This window comes from Klebsiella sp. OBRC7 (assembly GCF_000293135.1).
Lineage (GTDB): Bacteria > Pseudomonadota > Gammaproteobacteria > Enterobacterales > Enterobacteriaceae > Klebsiella > Klebsiella michiganensis.
Map to the genome: position 1 here is coordinate 179,385 of NZ_ALNJ01000027.1, position 15,566 is coordinate 194,950.

The window sequence follows — 15,566 nt, forward strand, 5'->3', positions numbered from 1 at the left end:
TACAGGTGACGACATGTTATCAATATTAAAAAAGGGGCCGTCGGCAAATAAAGTGCCGGCTGAGAAAATTCAGGCAACTTATGGCCGCTACCGCATGCAGGCGCTGCTAAGCGTATTTCTGGGTTATCTGGCGTACTATATTGTGCGCAACAATTTCACCTTATCCACGCCTTATCTGAAAGAGCAGTTAGATCTGAGCGCCACCCAGATCGGTTTGCTCAGCAGCTGTATGCTCATTGCGTACGGGATCAGCAAAGGCGTTATGAGCAGCCTGGCGGATAAAGCCAGTCCGAAAGTCTTTATGGCCTGCGGCCTGGTGCTGTGCGCGATCGTCAACGTCGGGTTGGGGTTCAGCACCGCGTTCTGGATCTTCGCTGCGCTGGTCGTTCTGAACGGTCTGTTTCAGGGGATGGGCGTCGGCCCTTCTTTTATCACCATCGCTAACTGGTTCCCTCGCCGGGAGCGCGGTCGCGTGGGGGCTTTCTGGAACATTTCCCATAACGTCGGCGGCGGGATTGTCGCCCCGATCGTCGGCGCCGCATTTGCGATTCTCGGTACCGAGCACTGGCAGAGCGCCAGCTACATTGTCCCGGCCTGCGTGGCGGTGGTGTTCGCCATCAGCGTACTGGCGCTCGGTAAAGGTTCGCCGCGCGAGGAAGGACTGCCTGCGCTGGAAGAGATGATGCCGGAAGAAAAGGTCGTACTTAACGCTAAACACGCGGTAAAAGCGCCGGAGAATATGAGCGCATTCCAGATCTTCTGCACCTACGTTCTGCGCAACAAAAACGCCTGGTATGTCTCCCTTGTGGACGTGTTTGTCTATATGGTGCGTTTCGGCATGATCAGCTGGCTGCCTATCTATCTGCTGACGGTGAAACATTTTTCCAAAGAGCAGATGAGCGTCGCGTTCCTGTTCTTTGAATGGGCGGCGATTCCGTCGACCCTGCTGGCGGGCTGGCTCTCCGACAAGCTGTTCAAAGGACGGCGCATGCCGCTTGCCATGATCTGTATGGCGCTGATTTTTGTCTGCCTGATCGGCTACTGGAAAAGCGAATCCCTGCTGATGGTGACGGTGTTCGCGGCGATCGTGGGCTGCCTGATTTACGTGCCGCAGTTTCTGGCCTCCGTGCAGACCATGGAAATTGTGCCCAGCTTTGCCGTCGGCTCCGCCGTGGGACTGCGCGGATTTATGAGCTACATCTTTGGCGCATCGTTAGGCACCAGCCTGTTTGGCGTGATGGTGGATAAAATGGGCTGGCACGGCGGGTTCTATCTGCTGATGGGCGGGATCGTCTGCTGCATTCTGTTCTGCTACCTCTCTCATCGCGGCGCGCTGGAGCTTGAGCAACAGCGTAAGAACACGCAACAGCAAGAAGCCGAACTGGCGCTGGCCGACGCACAATAAGGGCCTGAACCCGGCAAAGGAGAGTGCCAGCCTGCTGGCACTCCTGAGGTTAATTCCACCGGCATGCCGTTTTAGCCGCGTAAAATGCCAATGGCCTGCTGCTCCCCAAGGAATTCAGCGCTTACTTCGCCGGAATAATCAGCACCTGGCCCGGATAGATTTTATCGGGATGCGTCAGCATCGGTTTGTTGGCTTCAAAAATACGTTGATACTCATTAGCAGAGCCATACATCGCTTTAGAGATGGCGCTCAGGGTGTCGCCAGATTTCACCGTATAATAACGACTTTCCGCCCCGCTTTGCGCCACCTTCACGCTGTCATTAACCTGGCCAACGCCGGTGACGTTACCTACCGCCACCAGAATTTTTTCCTTATCTTCTTGCGAACCAACATCGCCGGTAACCGTCGCGGTGCCGTCGTCCGCAACATCAATATTAACCTTTTCGGCACCAGGCAGATTAAGACCATCAATATGTTTTTTCAGCTTGTCGGCCTTATCTTCCTTGCTGCCGCCGGAGACGGCGTCCCATATTTTCTCGCCCGCTTCTTTCACAAAATTCAATAATCCCATCGTTCCATACCTCCATTACTGTTTCACGATCAAATAATCATCAGACCGGTTAAGCCCATTTCCAGGATGTCGGTTCTGCTACCCCAGAGCGGCAACCGCCTGAAGCAGCACAACCTGCCATCAAAGTATAATCAATAAGCGTCAACGTGCAGGATATTTGCCCTGACATGGCAGGAAAGTCTGCACGCTGCCCAGGGATATGACATGAAATAAGCGTTAAGCCGCAGTGATGGCGAAAACGGCTCAGGTCGGGACAATCAGCTGCAGGCCTGGATAGCGCTGCAGCCAGCGTTTTTCCGCGACGCGCTGGCTGAAAATAGCCAGCTTATGCTGCGCAAATACCGGCGTGGGCCGCAGACGGAGTGCAAACAGATCGTCCAGCCCGTAGGGCGCAATAACCTCAATAAGCCCTGAACGTCCCATTCTGACCGCGATAGCCGTCGCCGTTTCAGGCCAGTACAGCAACGCATTCTCCGTGGAGTGATAAGGTTTATTACCGTTACGTTGATGCATTCTGGCCTGATTCTTCACCGACCAGTTAAAGGCGGATGATTGCTGGCTCAGCCTCTCTTCCAGCGCCCTATCGTCGGCGGCGCTGCCGCTTTTCGCGTCGAACCAGACAACATCCACATCACCCGAAACTGGCCTTTGCCCGTAGCCGTGCAGATGATCCCAGACCGCATCCCTGACAAAGCCGGCGCCAATCCAGCCATCGCTGAGTTCCAGCGTCTGAACGGCGTACAGCGCGTTCATTCTTATCGGGTCGTTTAACAACACGCTTTGTAAGAGGTCCTGATATTTCATGGTTTCCCTGTAAACTGCGATCGGTCCGCTAAGTGTATCAGCGTTCAGGAGGCGCCGCTTCAGGCGCCCCCTGTTATTGGGGTCAGTTTGGATATCGAAAATTATTTTACGTTTTAACCATTTAGATGTGAGAAAACCGCTCTCTGAGCGGATTTTCGTATCCCGATGAGCGATGCTGATAGCTCCTCTCAAACGATCTTAAGAAGAGCCTTCTGAATCCTTGATCGTGATAGTGTAGGTTTTGTCGAAATCGCCTGATTTTGAAAGCATTCCGCCACCTAAGCCGCCATGTACTCGTACTTTAACTATACCTGCTTTTGTTGGTATCCCTCTAATCTGGATGCAATTATTGAATTCATCATCATCACAATACTGTAGGTGGAGACCTAAATTATCTGGATGAATATCTCCTGCAATGACCTGCTTACCATAAATATCATAAGAAAGAACTATTCCGCCAAATATATTTATTTGGTTATAGTAGGGAGTGCCAACAATTGCATCATTAAGAATCTCCCCTTCTGGAGTAAATTCTGCCTGTAACGAACAGGCGGAAAGTAAAAGTAAAGATAAAACAAAAAATATCTTCCTCATGTTTATTTTAATAGTTTAAAAACCATCCCTCCAAAAATTTACTGCATGATGCCTTGTCGCCGGTCCGGGCTATTGCTTTACTTCCTTCAAACCAGGACGCAGTCGCTGAAATGATTTCTCCGTAACTCGTTTTATCACCCAATCAGGCCATTGCACTTGCCATTATTAATCCCTCAATATATAGGCGGTTATACTCACCGGCATCATACAACAATCACAACTTAACCAAAATCTTCGGCTTCTGGTTGCCGGTACTGTGCCTGAATGCGGCATATCTGGGAGGGGCTGTACCCTGTCGCATCTGCCGTTTCACGGATGCTCAGTTTCTTGACCTGCCGGTAGTACAGGACTTTATGATACCGTTCCTTATCGGCCTGCTTTCCCCGGTATTTACCCAGTGTATGCGCCCGTTCAATTCCCTGCTTTTGTCGCTGGCGGCGGCCCAGCCAGTCCTTATGCGACATCGCGGCCATCAGGTCGATAAGTATGTCATTGATGTCGGTTATCACGGCGCGGGTTATTGGGTCAGCCTGCGAAGGCTCCTTATCTGACAGAACCTGCTATGAGGTGGGTACATCCAGGCTGACAATCCGCAGCACGTGTTGCTCGATCTGCTTTTTCAGCCTCATCCGGTACATTACCAGCCGTATGCCCCTGCTTCAGTCCAGACTTGAAGAGGTCAATGCCATGGCTGCCCTTGATGAGTTGCCCGATATGGAAATATCTGACAGGGGGGGTAAAAGTCTCCCCGCTGGATAACTGCGTCCCGGTGCAGGTTTCACAGCTGCCAGAGCTGGTTTACAGCATGCTACCGCACCCTAAAATCACGGAAATTCTCGATGAGGTAAACAGCTGGACGACGTTTACCCGACATTTTTCGCATATAAAAAATGACATTATCCATCCCGATACCCGCCAGCTCCTCACCACCATCCTTGCGAATGGCGTCAATATTGGTCTGACCAAAAGCCCAGGAAGCACCAAATCATCAATGGAAGATATCCAGCCATGGTACATCCGCGACGAAACCTATTCAGCCGCCCTTGCAGAGCTGGTAAACGCGCAGGGGAAAAGACCACTGGCGGCATTCCGGGGAGACGGGACAACGTCATCATCAGATGGACAGAATTTCAGAACAAGCAGCTCAGGCAGCTACGCAGGGCAGGTTAACCCGAAATATGGGCAGGAGCCTGGACGTCAGTTTTATACCCATATATCGGATCAATACAGCCCGTTTTACACCTGTATAATCAGTCGGGTCAGGTATTCAACCCATGTGCTAGATGGCTTGCTGTACCACGAAATGACCCCTTATTCACCTCGCGGCTACGCTTCGTACGCAGCGTGATGGAAATCAATTTCCCACTGCAGCACATCACCGTAAAGCGCCGACAGCGCCTGCTTTTCACTTTCACTCAGCGCCATGGCGCAGCGGTCGAGTTCGTTCTTCAGCCAGAACGCCTGCTGATAAAATTCGTCCTCCGCGTGTATTTCCACCCAGCGACGCACGTCAGCATCGCTCTGGCGATGTTCGCTCGCCCGTCGGCACCAGAAATAATACATCCACTCCGCACCGAACATCAGGGTAACGATCTGCTCATAGCTTCCCTGCCGGGCCGTCCGCAGCATGCCGTCGTGAAAGTGCCGCACCCCGGGCAGATCGTCCGGATAATCAGCGGGAGTTATCCGCCGTTCTGATAACACCTGTTCAAACCACGCGATCTGCGTATCAACCAGGGCATTCAGGACGCCAATAAGCCAGCGCTGCTGATGAATACCCGGCGCCTTGCTAACCCCGAGAGCAAAAATCGCGATTGCCGTCGCGACAAAGTTGCCCTCAAACACCAGATAGCGGTTAAAGACGGCTGTCGGCAGACGATCCTGCTCGATATCAGTCACAAAACGGTGCTGCTGCATCGCCTGCCACGCCGGTTGATGTTCGCGCAGCAGGCGTTCGCTAAACGCTTCCATTATGCTTCCTCCAGCGCGGCCTGAGCGACCGACATAAAATGCTTCACCCGGGCCAGCTCAACATCGTTCCACCAGACGCCATCGACCTTCATCGTACTGGCCACAATAACCCCCTGGGTCCGCCCGAGGATCTGACTCACGTTGGCTGGCGTCACCCCGGAGCCCACCAGCAGCGGTAGCTCCGTCGCCGCGCGGATCTCGTCAATTTCCTCCATCGTTGCGCTATCGCCCGTGCGCTGGCCGGTCGCAATCACCGCGTCGGCCTCGAAGAAATCCACGTCGCGCGTGAGTTCCTGAATCGAACGATCGGCAACGATGGCGTGGCTACCGTGCTTGACGTGGCTATCGGCAAAGACGCGAATATGTTCAGCGCGCAGCATGCTGCGATAGCGCAGCGCCTTAGCGGCCGCCCCTTCAATAAATCCTTCGTTGGCGATATAGGCGTTGGCCCACTGGTTTACGCGGACGAAATCGGCCCCGCCCGCCAGGGCGATCGCCATCGCCGGGATCGCCGCGTTCGCCAGGACATTAATGCCCAGCGGCACACCAAAACGCTCGCGAACTTTCTCGGTAATCACCGCCATCAGCGCAGAGGTTTCATGACCGATATCCTCAGGTTTGGAAAAAGGAATATCACCATGGTTTTCAATAATCAGGCCGTGAACGCCGCCCGAAATATAATTTTCGGCATCGCGAAGTGCACGCTCAACAATACCGGAGACTGATTTCCCTCGATATTTCGGCGTGCCGGGAAAAGGATCGCAATGAATAACGCCAATAACAACTTTATTACGTGAAAAAATAGCTTGTATTGCATTCGTTTTTTCTGCTGAGATAGCAACCATCTTATCCATCCTGTTAAGGGAACACTATGCGTGTTTACGTTACTGGTAATATTACCGTAGATGAAACCTGGTCCATTCCGGATATACCGAAAAAAGGCGCGTCCATTCACGGCATTAAAGTTTCGCAGGATATCGGCGGTAAAGGCGCGAATCAGGCGATTATATTATCCCGCTGCGGAATCGACACGCGATTAATTGCCGCCACGGGAAATGACAGCAACGGCGAATGGATCCGTCAGCAGATAAAAAATGAACCACTGACGCTACTACCCGACGGCCATTTCAATCAACATAGCGACACCTCGATTATTTTAAATAGCGCTGATGGCGACAATGCCATCATTACCACGACGGCCGCAGCCGATACGTTCAGCCTTGATGATATTATTCCGCATATGGCGGAGGCCGCCGCGGGCGATACTCTGCTACAGCAGGGCAATTTCTCCCTGGATAAAACCCGGGCGCTGTTCCAGTACGCCAAAGCCCGCGGTATGACAACGGTATTCAACCCCTCGCCTGTCAATCCTGACTTTCGCCATCTGTGGCCGCTCATCGACATCGCGGTGGTCAATGAATCCGAGGCCGAGCAGCTTAAGCCTTACGGCGTGAAAACCTTAGTGGTAACCCAGGGCGCGGCAGGCGCCTGGCTGGTTCAGGCCGGTCAGCGCCAGTTTTGCCCCGCCGTCCCCGCGGAGGCGCTGGACACCACCGGCGCGGGCGATACGTTCCTTGCGGTGATGCTGGCGTCCGCGATCCTGCGCGGCGTCGAGCCGGATGCGCTGGCGCTGGCGCACGCCAGCCGCGCTGCCGCCATTACCGTTAGCCGCCGGGGGACGCTCAGCGCGTTTCCCGACGGCCACGAACTCACCGCTCTGTTAACCGTGAACGGCGCGCGCTGACCTACTTGAACAGCGAACGATAGGTATCGACGTTCGCTTTGGTTACCACCGTGGCCGGAACCAGAATGGTTTTCGGCACGGTTTTACCTGAGGTGATAGTGTTCAGCGCGTTCAGGGCTTCGGCCCCCATTTTTTCCGGGTCCTGCTGCAGAACGGCGGTGACGTAGCCGCCGTCAATACCGGAAATCGCCTTCGCCGTCAGATCCCAGCCAAAGACTTTAATATCTTTCTGGCGCCCCTGGTTTTCCACGGCGGCGATAGCGCCCAGCAGAGCGGGTTCGCCAGTGGCATAGATCGCCGTCAGATCGGGGTTGCCGGTAATCAGGTTCTCCGCCGCGGTCATTGCTTTATCCTGTACGTTCTGGCCGTCGACCACGTTAGCGATGGTAATTTTCGGATTGCTTTTCAGCGTCTCTTCAAACCCTTTCTGCCGCTGGTTCTGAATGGCCGAGTTCAGCGCGCCGACAATACCCAGCCGCGCCTGGCCGCCCATCTCTTTCTGCACGTAGTCCACGAAGTATTGACCAATAATTCTGCCACCTTCGATATTATCAACGCCGACCTGAGCCGCCTGCGGCCCGGCCGGTAATACGGCATCAATCGCAATCACCGGAATGTTTGCAGCGGCGGCTTCTTTAACTGCGGGCATGATCCCGTTAACGTCGATAGCGGCAACAAGAATGCCTTTAACGCCTTGCTGAATATAGTTTTCTATCGCGTCGTTTTGCGCCACAGGATTATCATTAGAGTTAAAAATCACTAAATCCTTGCCGCTGGCTTTGGCCGCATCCTGTGCGCCTTTATTCATCAGATTAAAGAACAGCGCCTGTTGGTTGATTTGGACCAGCGCATAAGTCGGACCGGCGGCGCCGGCGGCAGAAATAAAACTCATTGATGCCAGCATCGTGGTGGCGACAGCAAGTAAACGCAGTTTTCCGGTGTGAAATAACATCATCAGTATCCTCGTCGGGAATAGTTGATAGCCAGCAGAGTTCCGCGCCGCATGCGAACGCAGAGGGTTTATTTTTTGGCGGGCAAATATCGTCTATATTGCCAGAACAATCATCGACCGTTCGGCGGATACCTGCTTAATTTCATTCCGGCAACCGGTCCGTGTCGGTGCGCGACTGGAATGAATCAAACGGGTTTGGGAATGACTTCCCGGATGATGCGGTAAACTGCCTATACAATTCTCCGCAGATTAAAATTTGTCAAGCATTTATTTCCGGTTATTGTTAACAGAGAAATTGCTGTATCCACCGCGCTTAACTATGTTACAGATAGCCGATTCTGGCAGAAATGGCGCAGGAAATGAGTATAAAACGCGTATTGTTATCCGATGTGGCAAAGCTGGCGGGGCTGTCGAAGGCGACCCTGTCGCGCTATATGAACAACAGCATAGTGCTACCGCAGGACACCATCGATCGCATTGAAACCGCCATTCGCGAACTGGACTATCGCGGCAATAGCCTGGCACGCCGTCTTAGCAAAGGCGGCAGCGAAACGCTCGGCCTGGTGCTCCCCGATATTACCAACCCCTTCTTTGCCGAACTGGCCGATGCCGCCGAAGAGGCCGCTTCTGCCAGCGGTTACAGCCTGGTGCTGTGTATCACCCGCAATAACCCGGAAAAAGAGTGCCAGTTTATCCGCTGGCTGGATACCTGCCAGGTCGACGGCCTGCTGTTCACCACCAACCGCCCTGATAACGGCCTGCTGCGCAAAGAAGTCCAGCGTCACGAACGCATTGTCCTGCTGGATGAAGATATTCCCGGCAGTAAGGTGCCGAAAGTGTTTGCCGATAACGTCCAGGGCGGGCGGATCGCCACCGAAAAACTGATCGCCGCCGGGCATCGACATATCGCTTTCGTCGGCGGCCCGGACAAACTGATGAGCGTACGCGAGCGCTATCAGGGCTTCTGCACCGCGATGGAGCGGGCCGGCCTGAGCTGGCCACCCGAATGGGTGATGTACGGTGACTACCAGCGCGAGTTTGGCCAGCAGGCGCTGCGGACTCTTTTCAGCCAGCCGGTTCGCCCGACCGCCGTCTTCGCCGCCAGCGACTATCTGGTGCTCGGCCTGCTCGACGGTCTGCGCGCCAGCGGGCTCCAGGCGCCGGAGGCACTATCGTTAGTCGGCTTCGATGACGCCAACTATGCTGATTTTACCCAGCCGCGGATTTCCACTATCCGCCAGCCCGCCCGGGAACTGGGCCGCACCGCGGTAAACATCATGATGCGTCTCCTTAATGACGATCGGGATATCCCCGCGGAAACCCGCCTGCCGGTAGAGTGGATTGGCCGCGACTCGATCAAGATCTGTTAAGCACATCCCAAAATGGCGCAAAAGCGCCCACTTTTGGCGCAAAAAACGATCAATTAACATTTTATTCACTATAATCAGTAAACCGGTTTACCGGAGCGTAATGAATAAACTCTATTTATTACATAAGGTTAAATCACAGGGCTGCTGTGTTGTTCCTGCCCTGGCACGGATGCTGCAATGTTCTTACTGGCGAACAAATATCTTACATAGCGTTTGTCCTGACTGTGCTGGCGAGTGCTCTATTCCGCAGGTAAACCGGTTTACTAGCATGTAAACCGTGTCGGATAGCATCTCTCCCGCAGGATGGCGAACATTTTCCCGGCAACAGCGATGGGAGTTATCAGATGCAGCAGCCACAAACTACCCCGCCAAGGGTGGAGATGATCAATATCACCAAGACCTACGGGTCGATACGTTCATTGCGCGGAGTCAACCTTGAGCTGGCTCCGGGCGAGGTGCTGGGCTTAGTGGGCGATAACGGCGCGGGGAAATCCACCCTGACCAAAGTGCTCTCGGGGGCGGTGATCCCCTCCAGCGGCACGATTCGTATCGACGGTGAACAGCAGCAGTTTACTAACCCGGCCGATTCGCGCCGCTGCCATATCGAGATGGTGTATCAGGATCTGTCGCTCTGCGACACGGTCGACGTCGCGGGCAATCTGTTTATGGGCCGCGAGCCGATGAAATCACTCCTCGGTATCCCCTTCCTCGATGAGGCGAGAATGCACGCCGATGCCAGGGAGATGCTAAAAGGGCTCGGGATCTCCATTCCCGATACCCGGCTGCTGGTGCGAAATCTCTCCGGCGGCCAGCGCCAGGCCATTGCCATCGCCCGCGCGGCGGCCTTTGACCCGAAGGTGCTGATTATGGATGAACCCACCGCCGCGCTGGCCGTCGCGGAAGTCGAAGCGGTGCTGGAGCTTATTCGCCGCGTTTCCGCTCGTGGGGTGAGCGTGATTCTGATTACCCACCGCCTGCAGGACCTGTTCCTGGTCTGTGACCGGATCATGGTGATGTATGAAGGTACCAACGTCGCCGACCGACGGGTGTCCGACACCAGCCTGAGCGATATCGTTAACCTGATTGTGGGCGAAAAATTCACCGCCCGCTCTGCGGCTGCACATTGAGGTAACAGGATGAGTATCATGAACTTAAGCAGCTCCCGCATGATCCAGCATTCGCTGCCGCGCCGCCTGCTGCATAACCACTCCGGCGTGGTCAGCATCGCGCTCTTTTTTGTCTTCTGCTGCGTGGTGTTTTCGCTGATCACCAGCAACTTTCTCACCGGTACCAACTGGCTCAACATCATCCGTCAGAGCGCCCCGCTGCTGATTGTCGCGACGGCGATGACCCTGGTCATTACCACCGGCGGTATCGATCTGTCGGTGGGCTCCACCCTCGCGCTGGTCGGCGCGCTTTCCGCTATCGCCCTGAATAACTGGGGGCTGCCGTGGCCGGTGGTACTGCTCGGCGGCCTGCTGCTCGGCGGATTGGTGGGCGCCATCAACGGCTTCTTTATCGCCTATGAAGGCATTCCGGCGTTTATCGTCACGCTCGCCACCCTGGCCGTGGTTCGCGGCATCGCGCTGCTGGTCACCCAGGGCTACTCGATTCCGGTTCCGGCTGACAGCCTGTTTACCTTTATAGGACGCGCGTGGGTAGTCGGTATCCCCATGCCCGCGCTGATCGGCATTATGATTCTGCTTATCGGGCATATTGTTCTCAATCATATGCGTTTTGGCCGCTACGTGACCGCTATCGGCGCTAACGCCGAAGGGGCGCGACGCAGCGGCATCAATACCAAAGCGGTCACCATGAAGGTCTATATCATCAGCGGGATGGCCGCCGCGCTGGCGGGGATGATCATTACCGCGCGCCTCGGCAGCGGCTCCTCCAACCAGGGCGAAGGCTTTGAACTGCAGGTTATTGCTGCCGTTGTGCTCGGCAGTACCAGCCTGTTTGGCGGCTTCGGTACCATTATCGGTACGCTGCTGGGCGCGCTGTCGATTGCGGTCATTCAGAACGGGCTGATCCTGTCGCATATTTCGCCGTTTTACACCCAGATAGCCACCGGCACCATTATCCTGCTGGCGATCTGGCTGAACACCCGCATTCTCAACCCCACGCGCTCCGCGGCAAAAGGATAGCTGATGAAAGGATCAATTTTTCGCCACCCCACCCCGCTGCCGCTTGGCGTCAGCAGCGGTTACGTGATGACGGTGCTTGGCCCGCTGCCGATTAGCGAAATGGGGGTTACCCTGATGCATGAGCATATTCTGCTGGATGCCTCCGGCAAATGGGTACCGCCCTGCTGCTGTAGCGATCGCCATCTTGCCGAAATGCCGGTGAAAATGGAAAACCTCGGCGAACTGTCGCTGAACCCGTTGATGAGTCGCGATAACTGCCAGCTGTTTGACGTCGACGTCGCGATTGAAGAGCTGACGAAATATCGCGCCCTTGGCGGAGAAACGGTGGTCGACCCGACCAATATCGGTATCGGCCGCGATCCCAACGCGCTGGCGCGCATCGCGCGCCTGACCGGCCTGAACATTATTATGGGCACCGGCCTCTATCTGGAACCGTCTCACCCCGAGTGGGTAAGAACCAGCAGCGTCGAACAGCTGACCGAACGGCTGATTTACGATCTGGGCGGCGCGGAGGAGAAACCGGAAGTGCTTGCCGGGCTCATCGGCGAAATCGGTATCTCGAGCCGCTTTACGCCGGATGAGGAGAAATCTCTGCGCGCTGCGGGCCGGGCCAGCGCCGCGACCGGCGTGCCGATCGAGGTCCATCTGCCCGGCTGGGAGCGGCTGGGCCATCGGGTGCTGGATATTCTCGAACAGGAAGGCGCAGATTTACGCCATACCGTCCTGTGCCATATGAATCCCAGCTTTGCCGATAAGCGCTACCAGCGGGAGCTGGCGCAGCGCGGGGCGTTTCTCGAATACGACATGATCGGCATGAGCTATTACTACGCCGACGAGTCGGCGCAGTCGCCCTCCGACGAAGAGAACGCCCGCGCGATTCGCGAACTGATTGACGACGGCTATATCCAGCAAATACTGCTGTCGCAGGACGTCTTCCTGAAAACCATGCTCACCCGCTACGGCGGCCACGGTTACGGCTACATACTCAAGCATTTTGTTCCCCGCCTGCGGCGCCACGGCATCAGCGGCGAACAGCTTGAAACCTTGATGATTGGAAATCCCCAACGGGTCTTTGGCGGATAAAAGGAAAGTCATAATGCAGAAAAAAATCTTACTGGTCGGTGAATCCTGGACCAGCACCTCAACGCACGTTAAAGGCTTCGATCAGTTCGCGACCGCCACCTGGCATACCGGCGCGACGGATTTTCTGGCCGCGCTCGCTGACAGCGCCTACGCCATTACCTACATGCCCGCCCACGCGGCGGCGACAGACTTTCCGCTGACGCTGGAAGCGCTAAAGCAGTGGGATGCGATTATTCTGTCGGATATTGGCGCCAATACGCTGCTGCTGCATCCGGACACCTGGCTGAAAAGCCGCCGAACCGCCAACCGTCTGACGCTACTGCATGACTACGTGGCCGGCGGCGGCTCGCTGATGATGATTGGCGGCTATTACAGCTTCCAGGGAATTAACGGCGGCGCGCGCTATCGCCATACCGCGGTGGAGAAAGTGCTGCCGGTCCGCTGCCTGGCGTGGGACGATCGCATTGAAACCCCGGAGGGTTGCTATGCCGAAGTGACGGAGTCCCACGCCCTGTTCAACGATATTCCGGGCGAATGGCCGTGGCTGCTGGGCTATAACGAAGTCGAAATGCATCCGGAGGGCAAACTGCTGGCGACCGTGGCCGGTACCGGTCATCCGCTGCTGGCTATTCGCGAATATCAACAGGGTCGCTCGCTGGTGTGGACCAGCGATATGTCGGCACACTGGCTGCCGGAAGAGTTTGCTCAATGGCCCGGCTATCGCCAGCTGTGGATTAACTGCCTTGACTGGCTGACGGAACGTCGCTGATGGCCGCCACCCTTGAGCTCGCCAGGCAGCTGTTGGGCTTTAACACCATCAACCCGCCGGGCAGCGAAGCTGACTGCATGCGGTTCTTCGCCGACTGGCTTAACGATCGCGGTTTTGCGGTTTCGCTGTCGTCGTTCGGCGAGGGACGCTGCAATCTTATCGCCAGGCTGCCCGGGGCGAAGACCGGTAAACCGCTGGCCTTTACCGGTCATCTGGATACCGTGCCGCTGGGAAATGCCCGGTGGCAGTACGATCCTTTCGGTTCGCAGATAGAAGACGGGCGTCTTTATGGCCGCGGGTCCAGCGATATGAAAGCGGCGATAGCGGCGTTTGCCGTCGCCTGCGTTCATCAGCGGGAAACGATCCTCGCCGGACGCGGCGCGGTATTGCTGATTACCGGCGGAGAAGAGACCGGCTGCGACGGCGCACGGGCGCTGATCGCCTCCGCGACGTTGCCGGACGTGGGGGCGCTGATCGTCGGTGAGCCCACCGCCAACTATCCGGTTATCGGCCATAAAGGCGCGCTCTGGCTACGCTGCGAAACGCGGGGAAAGACCGCCCACGGCGCGATGCCGGAGCTGGGGATTAATGCTATCTATCTGGCGGCGGATGCGCTGGGTAAGATTCAGCATTTTTCCCCTGGCGCGGCGCACCCGCTGATGAAGCAGCCCACACTCAACGTTGGACGCATCGAAGGCGGACTCAATATTAACTCCGTTCCGGACCGCACGCGTTTTGATGTCGATATCCGCAGCGCGCCCAATTTACAGCACGCCACTATCCGGCAGCGCTTGACCACGCTGCTTGGCGAAAGCGTCACGGTATCCACGCTGGTCGACCTGCCCGCCGTACTGAGCCGGGAGGATCATGCGTGGATTAAGCAGGTTTATCAGCGCTGCCAGCCGCTGCACGCCAAGCCGATTGAACCGCGCGTGGTGCCCTACTTTACCGACGCCTCGCTGCTGCTGCCTGCGTTGGCCGAACCACCCTGTATTATTCTCGGTCCCGGCGAGCCGTCTATGGCCCATCAAACCGACGAGTACTGCCTGCTCAGCCGGCTGGAGGAGGCTGAGCAGCTATATGGAGACATTATCCGCGACTGGATGGGGTAGCCGCCCGCGGCGAAGACAAAGCATGAGTGACACTGTCACTTTAAAGCGCATGCCATGCGATCGGCGTTTGAATAATATCGCGGAATAACAGAGGATAACCGTCTCGCGTCAGAAACGCATCATCACCAGCAAGGAGGCATTACCATGTCCGTGAAAATTATTAAAGTTAGCAGATCATTTCAGAGGAAGGTTGAATAACATATTGACGTTATTATCAATTTAGCATGACACAGCATATTGAATATTCTTTTTAAGAACTATGTTGATTTAGCGAAGAACGCCGGAAACGACGCCACATCATCACCTCAATGGGGACATGCATTTCTCTCGAATTACCCTTCCCCCATCTCCAGCGCCTGCGACAGCGTCATAAAATTCTGCGGGGTTTCGTCCAGGTTGAGCTGCTGCAGTAGGTCGTTAAGATGCTCTCGCATCAGATCCTGGGCGCGAAGCGAATCCCCGGCCTTCAGCGCGGCAATGATATTGCTGTGTTCATCGCACTGACAATGCGTCGTCACATCCTGCTGATAGAGCATTACAATCAACGAACTCAGCACCATTAAATTATTCAGGATATCGCGCAGCACGTCATTATCAGCGATTCTTGCCATCAGCTCGTGGAATGCACCCAGCTCATAAACAATACGCCGCCGATCCTGCGCGTGCAGCGACTGGTGCTCGTTGTGCTGTTGACAGGCGATCTCTTCGGCGAAAAGCGCCATTTTCTCCGGCGTGATGCAGGACATAATCGCGCACTCGATGGCGTTACGGGCAATAAAGACCTCGCGGGCCTGCTTTGCCGTTGGCCGCGCAACCATTGCCCCGTAATTCGGTTCAATCGTCACAATCCCCTGGCCTGCCATCCGCTGAAGCGCGGTCTGCACATGATTACGGTTAGCTTGTAGCGCCTCAACAATTTGCGCTTCGATCAAACGCGTCCCTGGACGCAGCTTATGCTGCCCAATAGCCTGGGTGAGCGCTTCCACCACCCGATTCACTTCACGCTGCTTCGGCGTCAATTTTTCACTCATTTCGTTCTCTACC

Annotated in this window: 15 protein-coding genes and 2 pseudogenes; 9 read left to right on the forward strand and 8 right to left on the reverse strand. The window is 55.6% G+C overall.

What is annotated here, in order from left to right:
- The first annotated feature begins 13 nt into the window (after window positions 1-13).
- A complete protein-coding gene (gene pgtP / locus HMPREF1144_RS06825) occupies window positions 14-1,405 on the forward strand; it encodes a phosphoglycerate transporter PgtP (RefSeq protein WP_009652152.1) in 1,392 nt (463 codons plus the stop codon).
- Between the two features lie 121 nt (window positions 1,406-1,526).
- Here pgtP and lysM read toward each other — a convergent pair whose 3' ends face one another.
- From lysM to HMPREF1144_RS06845, 4 genes and pseudogenes are all read right to left on the reverse strand, one after another.
- Window positions 1,527-1,976 (reverse strand): peptidoglycan-binding protein LysM, encoded by a 450-nt coding sequence (gene lysM / locus HMPREF1144_RS06830; RefSeq protein ID WP_009652149.1) that lies wholly within the window; start codon window positions 1,974-1,976, stop codon window positions 1,527-1,529.
- Window positions 1,977-2,219: 243 nt separating this feature from the next.
- Window positions 2,220-2,780 carry a nucleotidyltransferase family protein gene (locus HMPREF1144_RS06835; RefSeq protein WP_004850942.1) on the reverse strand — a complete coding sequence of 187 codons (561 nt, stop codon included), beginning with the start codon at window positions 2,778-2,780 and terminating at the stop codon, window positions 2,220-2,222.
- Between the two features lie 198 nt (window positions 2,781-2,978).
- Window positions 2,979-3,374, reverse strand: a complete 396-nt coding sequence (locus tag HMPREF1144_RS06840; protein WP_042927159.1) for a hypothetical protein — start codon at window positions 3,372-3,374, stop codon at window positions 2,979-2,981.
- A 221-nt stretch (window positions 3,375-3,595) separates the two neighbouring features.
- Window positions 3,596-4,003: pseudogene (locus tag HMPREF1144_RS06845) on the reverse strand (helix-turn-helix domain-containing protein); the annotation flags it as partial.
- A 4-nt stretch (window positions 4,004-4,007) separates the two neighbouring features.
- On the opposite strand from HMPREF1144_RS06845, the pseudogene HMPREF1144_RS06850 reads away from it, so the two are divergent.
- Window positions 4,008-4,677: pseudogene (locus HMPREF1144_RS06850) on the forward strand (Tn3 family transposase); the annotation flags it as partial.
- A gap of 23 nt (window positions 4,678-4,700) precedes the next feature.
- Here HMPREF1144_RS06850 and HMPREF1144_RS06855 read toward each other — a convergent pair.
- Entirely contained in the window at window positions 4,701-5,345 is a 645-nt protein-coding gene (locus HMPREF1144_RS06855) for a TenA family protein (protein ID WP_009652240.1), read from the reverse strand.
- Window positions 5,345-6,190, reverse strand: coding sequence for a BtpA/SgcQ family protein (locus HMPREF1144_RS06860; protein ID WP_004850952.1), 846 nt, complete (start codon window positions 6,188-6,190; stop codon window positions 5,345-5,347). The genes HMPREF1144_RS06855 and HMPREF1144_RS06860 overlap by 1 nt, the downstream gene beginning before the upstream one ends.
- 26 nt (window positions 6,191-6,216) lie before the next feature.
- Between HMPREF1144_RS06860 and HMPREF1144_RS06865 the strand changes: the two genes are divergently transcribed.
- On the forward strand, window positions 6,217-7,089 hold the full coding sequence (locus HMPREF1144_RS06865; RefSeq protein ID WP_009652160.1) for a PfkB family carbohydrate kinase: 873 nt from the start codon (window positions 6,217-6,219) through the stop codon (window positions 7,087-7,089).
- Window position 7,090: 1 nt separating this feature from the next.
- Here the strand turns inward: HMPREF1144_RS06865 and HMPREF1144_RS06870 are convergent, their stop codons facing one another.
- A complete protein-coding gene (locus HMPREF1144_RS06870) occupies window positions 7,091-8,044 on the reverse strand; it encodes a substrate-binding domain-containing protein (protein ID WP_004850957.1) in 954 nt (317 codons plus the stop codon).
- Between the two features lie 344 nt (window positions 8,045-8,388).
- Between HMPREF1144_RS06870 and HMPREF1144_RS06875 the strand changes: the two genes are divergently transcribed.
- From HMPREF1144_RS06875 to HMPREF1144_RS06900, 6 genes are all read left to right on the forward strand, one after another.
- Window positions 8,389-9,411: a LacI family DNA-binding transcriptional regulator gene (locus HMPREF1144_RS06875; protein ID WP_004850959.1), complete on the forward strand. Its 1,023-nt coding sequence runs from the start codon at window positions 8,389-8,391 to the stop codon at window positions 9,409-9,411.
- Window positions 9,412-9,791: 380 nt separating this feature from the next.
- A complete protein-coding gene (locus tag HMPREF1144_RS06880) occupies window positions 9,792-10,538 on the forward strand; it encodes an ATP-binding cassette domain-containing protein (protein ID WP_161506311.1) in 747 nt (248 codons plus the stop codon).
- 18 nt (window positions 10,539-10,556) lie between these two features.
- Window positions 10,557-11,558, forward strand: coding sequence for an ABC transporter permease (locus HMPREF1144_RS06885; RefSeq protein WP_009652241.1), 1,002 nt, complete (start codon window positions 10,557-10,559; stop codon window positions 11,556-11,558).
- 3 nt (window positions 11,559-11,561) lie between these two features.
- The gene (locus HMPREF1144_RS06890; RefSeq protein ID WP_009652136.1) at window positions 11,562-12,641 is read left to right on the forward strand and encodes a phosphotriesterase; all 1,080 of its coding nucleotides are present in this window, start codon (window positions 11,562-11,564) and stop codon (window positions 12,639-12,641) included.
- 13 nt (window positions 12,642-12,654) lie between these two features.
- Window positions 12,655-13,410: a glutamine amidotransferase gene (locus HMPREF1144_RS06895; protein WP_004850971.1), complete on the forward strand. Its 756-nt coding sequence runs from the start codon at window positions 12,655-12,657 to the stop codon at window positions 13,408-13,410.
- Window positions 13,410-14,522: a M20 family metallopeptidase gene (locus HMPREF1144_RS06900; RefSeq protein WP_009652265.1), complete on the forward strand. Its 1,113-nt coding sequence runs from the start codon at window positions 13,410-13,412 to the stop codon at window positions 14,520-14,522. The genes HMPREF1144_RS06895 and HMPREF1144_RS06900 overlap by 1 nt, the downstream gene beginning before the upstream one ends.
- Before the next feature lie 332 nt (window positions 14,523-14,854).
- On the opposite strand, the gene HMPREF1144_RS06905 is transcribed toward HMPREF1144_RS06900, so the two are convergent.
- Window positions 14,855-15,553: a GntR family transcriptional regulator gene (locus tag HMPREF1144_RS06905; protein ID WP_004120246.1), complete on the reverse strand. Its 699-nt coding sequence runs from the start codon at window positions 15,551-15,553 to the stop codon at window positions 14,855-14,857.
- Between the last annotated feature and the right edge of the window lie 13 nt (window positions 15,554-15,566).

Excerpts from the sequence above, each read along its gene's own strand:
- HMPREF1144_RS06855 (WP_009652240.1), bottom strand. The coding sequence starts at position 5,345 with ATGGAAGCGTTTAGCGAACGCCTGCTGCGCGAACATCAACCGGCGTGG.
- HMPREF1144_RS06880 (WP_161506311.1), top strand. The coding sequence starts at position 9,792 with ATGATCAATATCACCAAGACCTACGGGTCGATACGTTCATTGCGCGGA.
- HMPREF1144_RS06860 (WP_004850952.1), bottom strand. The coding sequence starts at position 6,190 with ATGGTTGCTATCTCAGCAGAAAAAACGAATGCAATACAAGCTATTTTT.
- lysM (WP_009652149.1), bottom strand. The coding sequence starts at position 1,976 with ATGGGATTATTGAATTTTGTGAAAGAAGCGGGCGAGAAAATATGGGAC.
- HMPREF1144_RS06875 (WP_004850959.1), top strand. The coding sequence starts at position 8,389 with ATGGCGCAGGAAATGAGTATAAAACGCGTATTGTTATCCGATGTGGCA.
- HMPREF1144_RS06840 (WP_042927159.1), bottom strand. The coding sequence starts at position 3,374 with ATGAGGAAGATATTTTTTGTTTTATCTTTACTTTTACTTTCCGCCTGT.
- pgtP (WP_009652152.1), top strand. The coding sequence starts at position 14 with ATGTTATCAATATTAAAAAAGGGGCCGTCGGCAAATAAAGTGCCGGCT.
- HMPREF1144_RS06835 (WP_004850942.1), bottom strand. The coding sequence starts at position 2,780 with ATGAAATATCAGGACCTCTTACAAAGCGTGTTGTTAAACGACCCGATA.
- HMPREF1144_RS06895 (WP_004850971.1), top strand. The coding sequence starts at position 12,655 with ATGCAGAAAAAAATCTTACTGGTCGGTGAATCCTGGACCAGCACCTCA.
- HMPREF1144_RS06890 (WP_009652136.1), top strand. The coding sequence starts at position 11,562 with ATGAAAGGATCAATTTTTCGCCACCCCACCCCGCTGCCGCTTGGCGTC.
- HMPREF1144_RS06900 (WP_009652265.1), top strand. The coding sequence starts at position 13,410 with ATGGCCGCCACCCTTGAGCTCGCCAGGCAGCTGTTGGGCTTTAACACC.
- HMPREF1144_RS06865 (WP_009652160.1), top strand. The coding sequence starts at position 6,217 with ATGCGTGTTTACGTTACTGGTAATATTACCGTAGATGAAACCTGGTCC.
- HMPREF1144_RS06885 (WP_009652241.1), top strand. The coding sequence starts at position 10,557 with ATGAACTTAAGCAGCTCCCGCATGATCCAGCATTCGCTGCCGCGCCGC.
- HMPREF1144_RS06905 (WP_004120246.1), bottom strand. The coding sequence starts at position 15,553 with ATGAGTGAAAAATTGACGCCGAAGCAGCGTGAAGTGAATCGGGTGGTG.
- HMPREF1144_RS06870 (WP_004850957.1), bottom strand. The coding sequence starts at position 8,044 with ATGATGTTATTTCACACCGGAAAACTGCGTTTACTTGCTGTCGCCACC.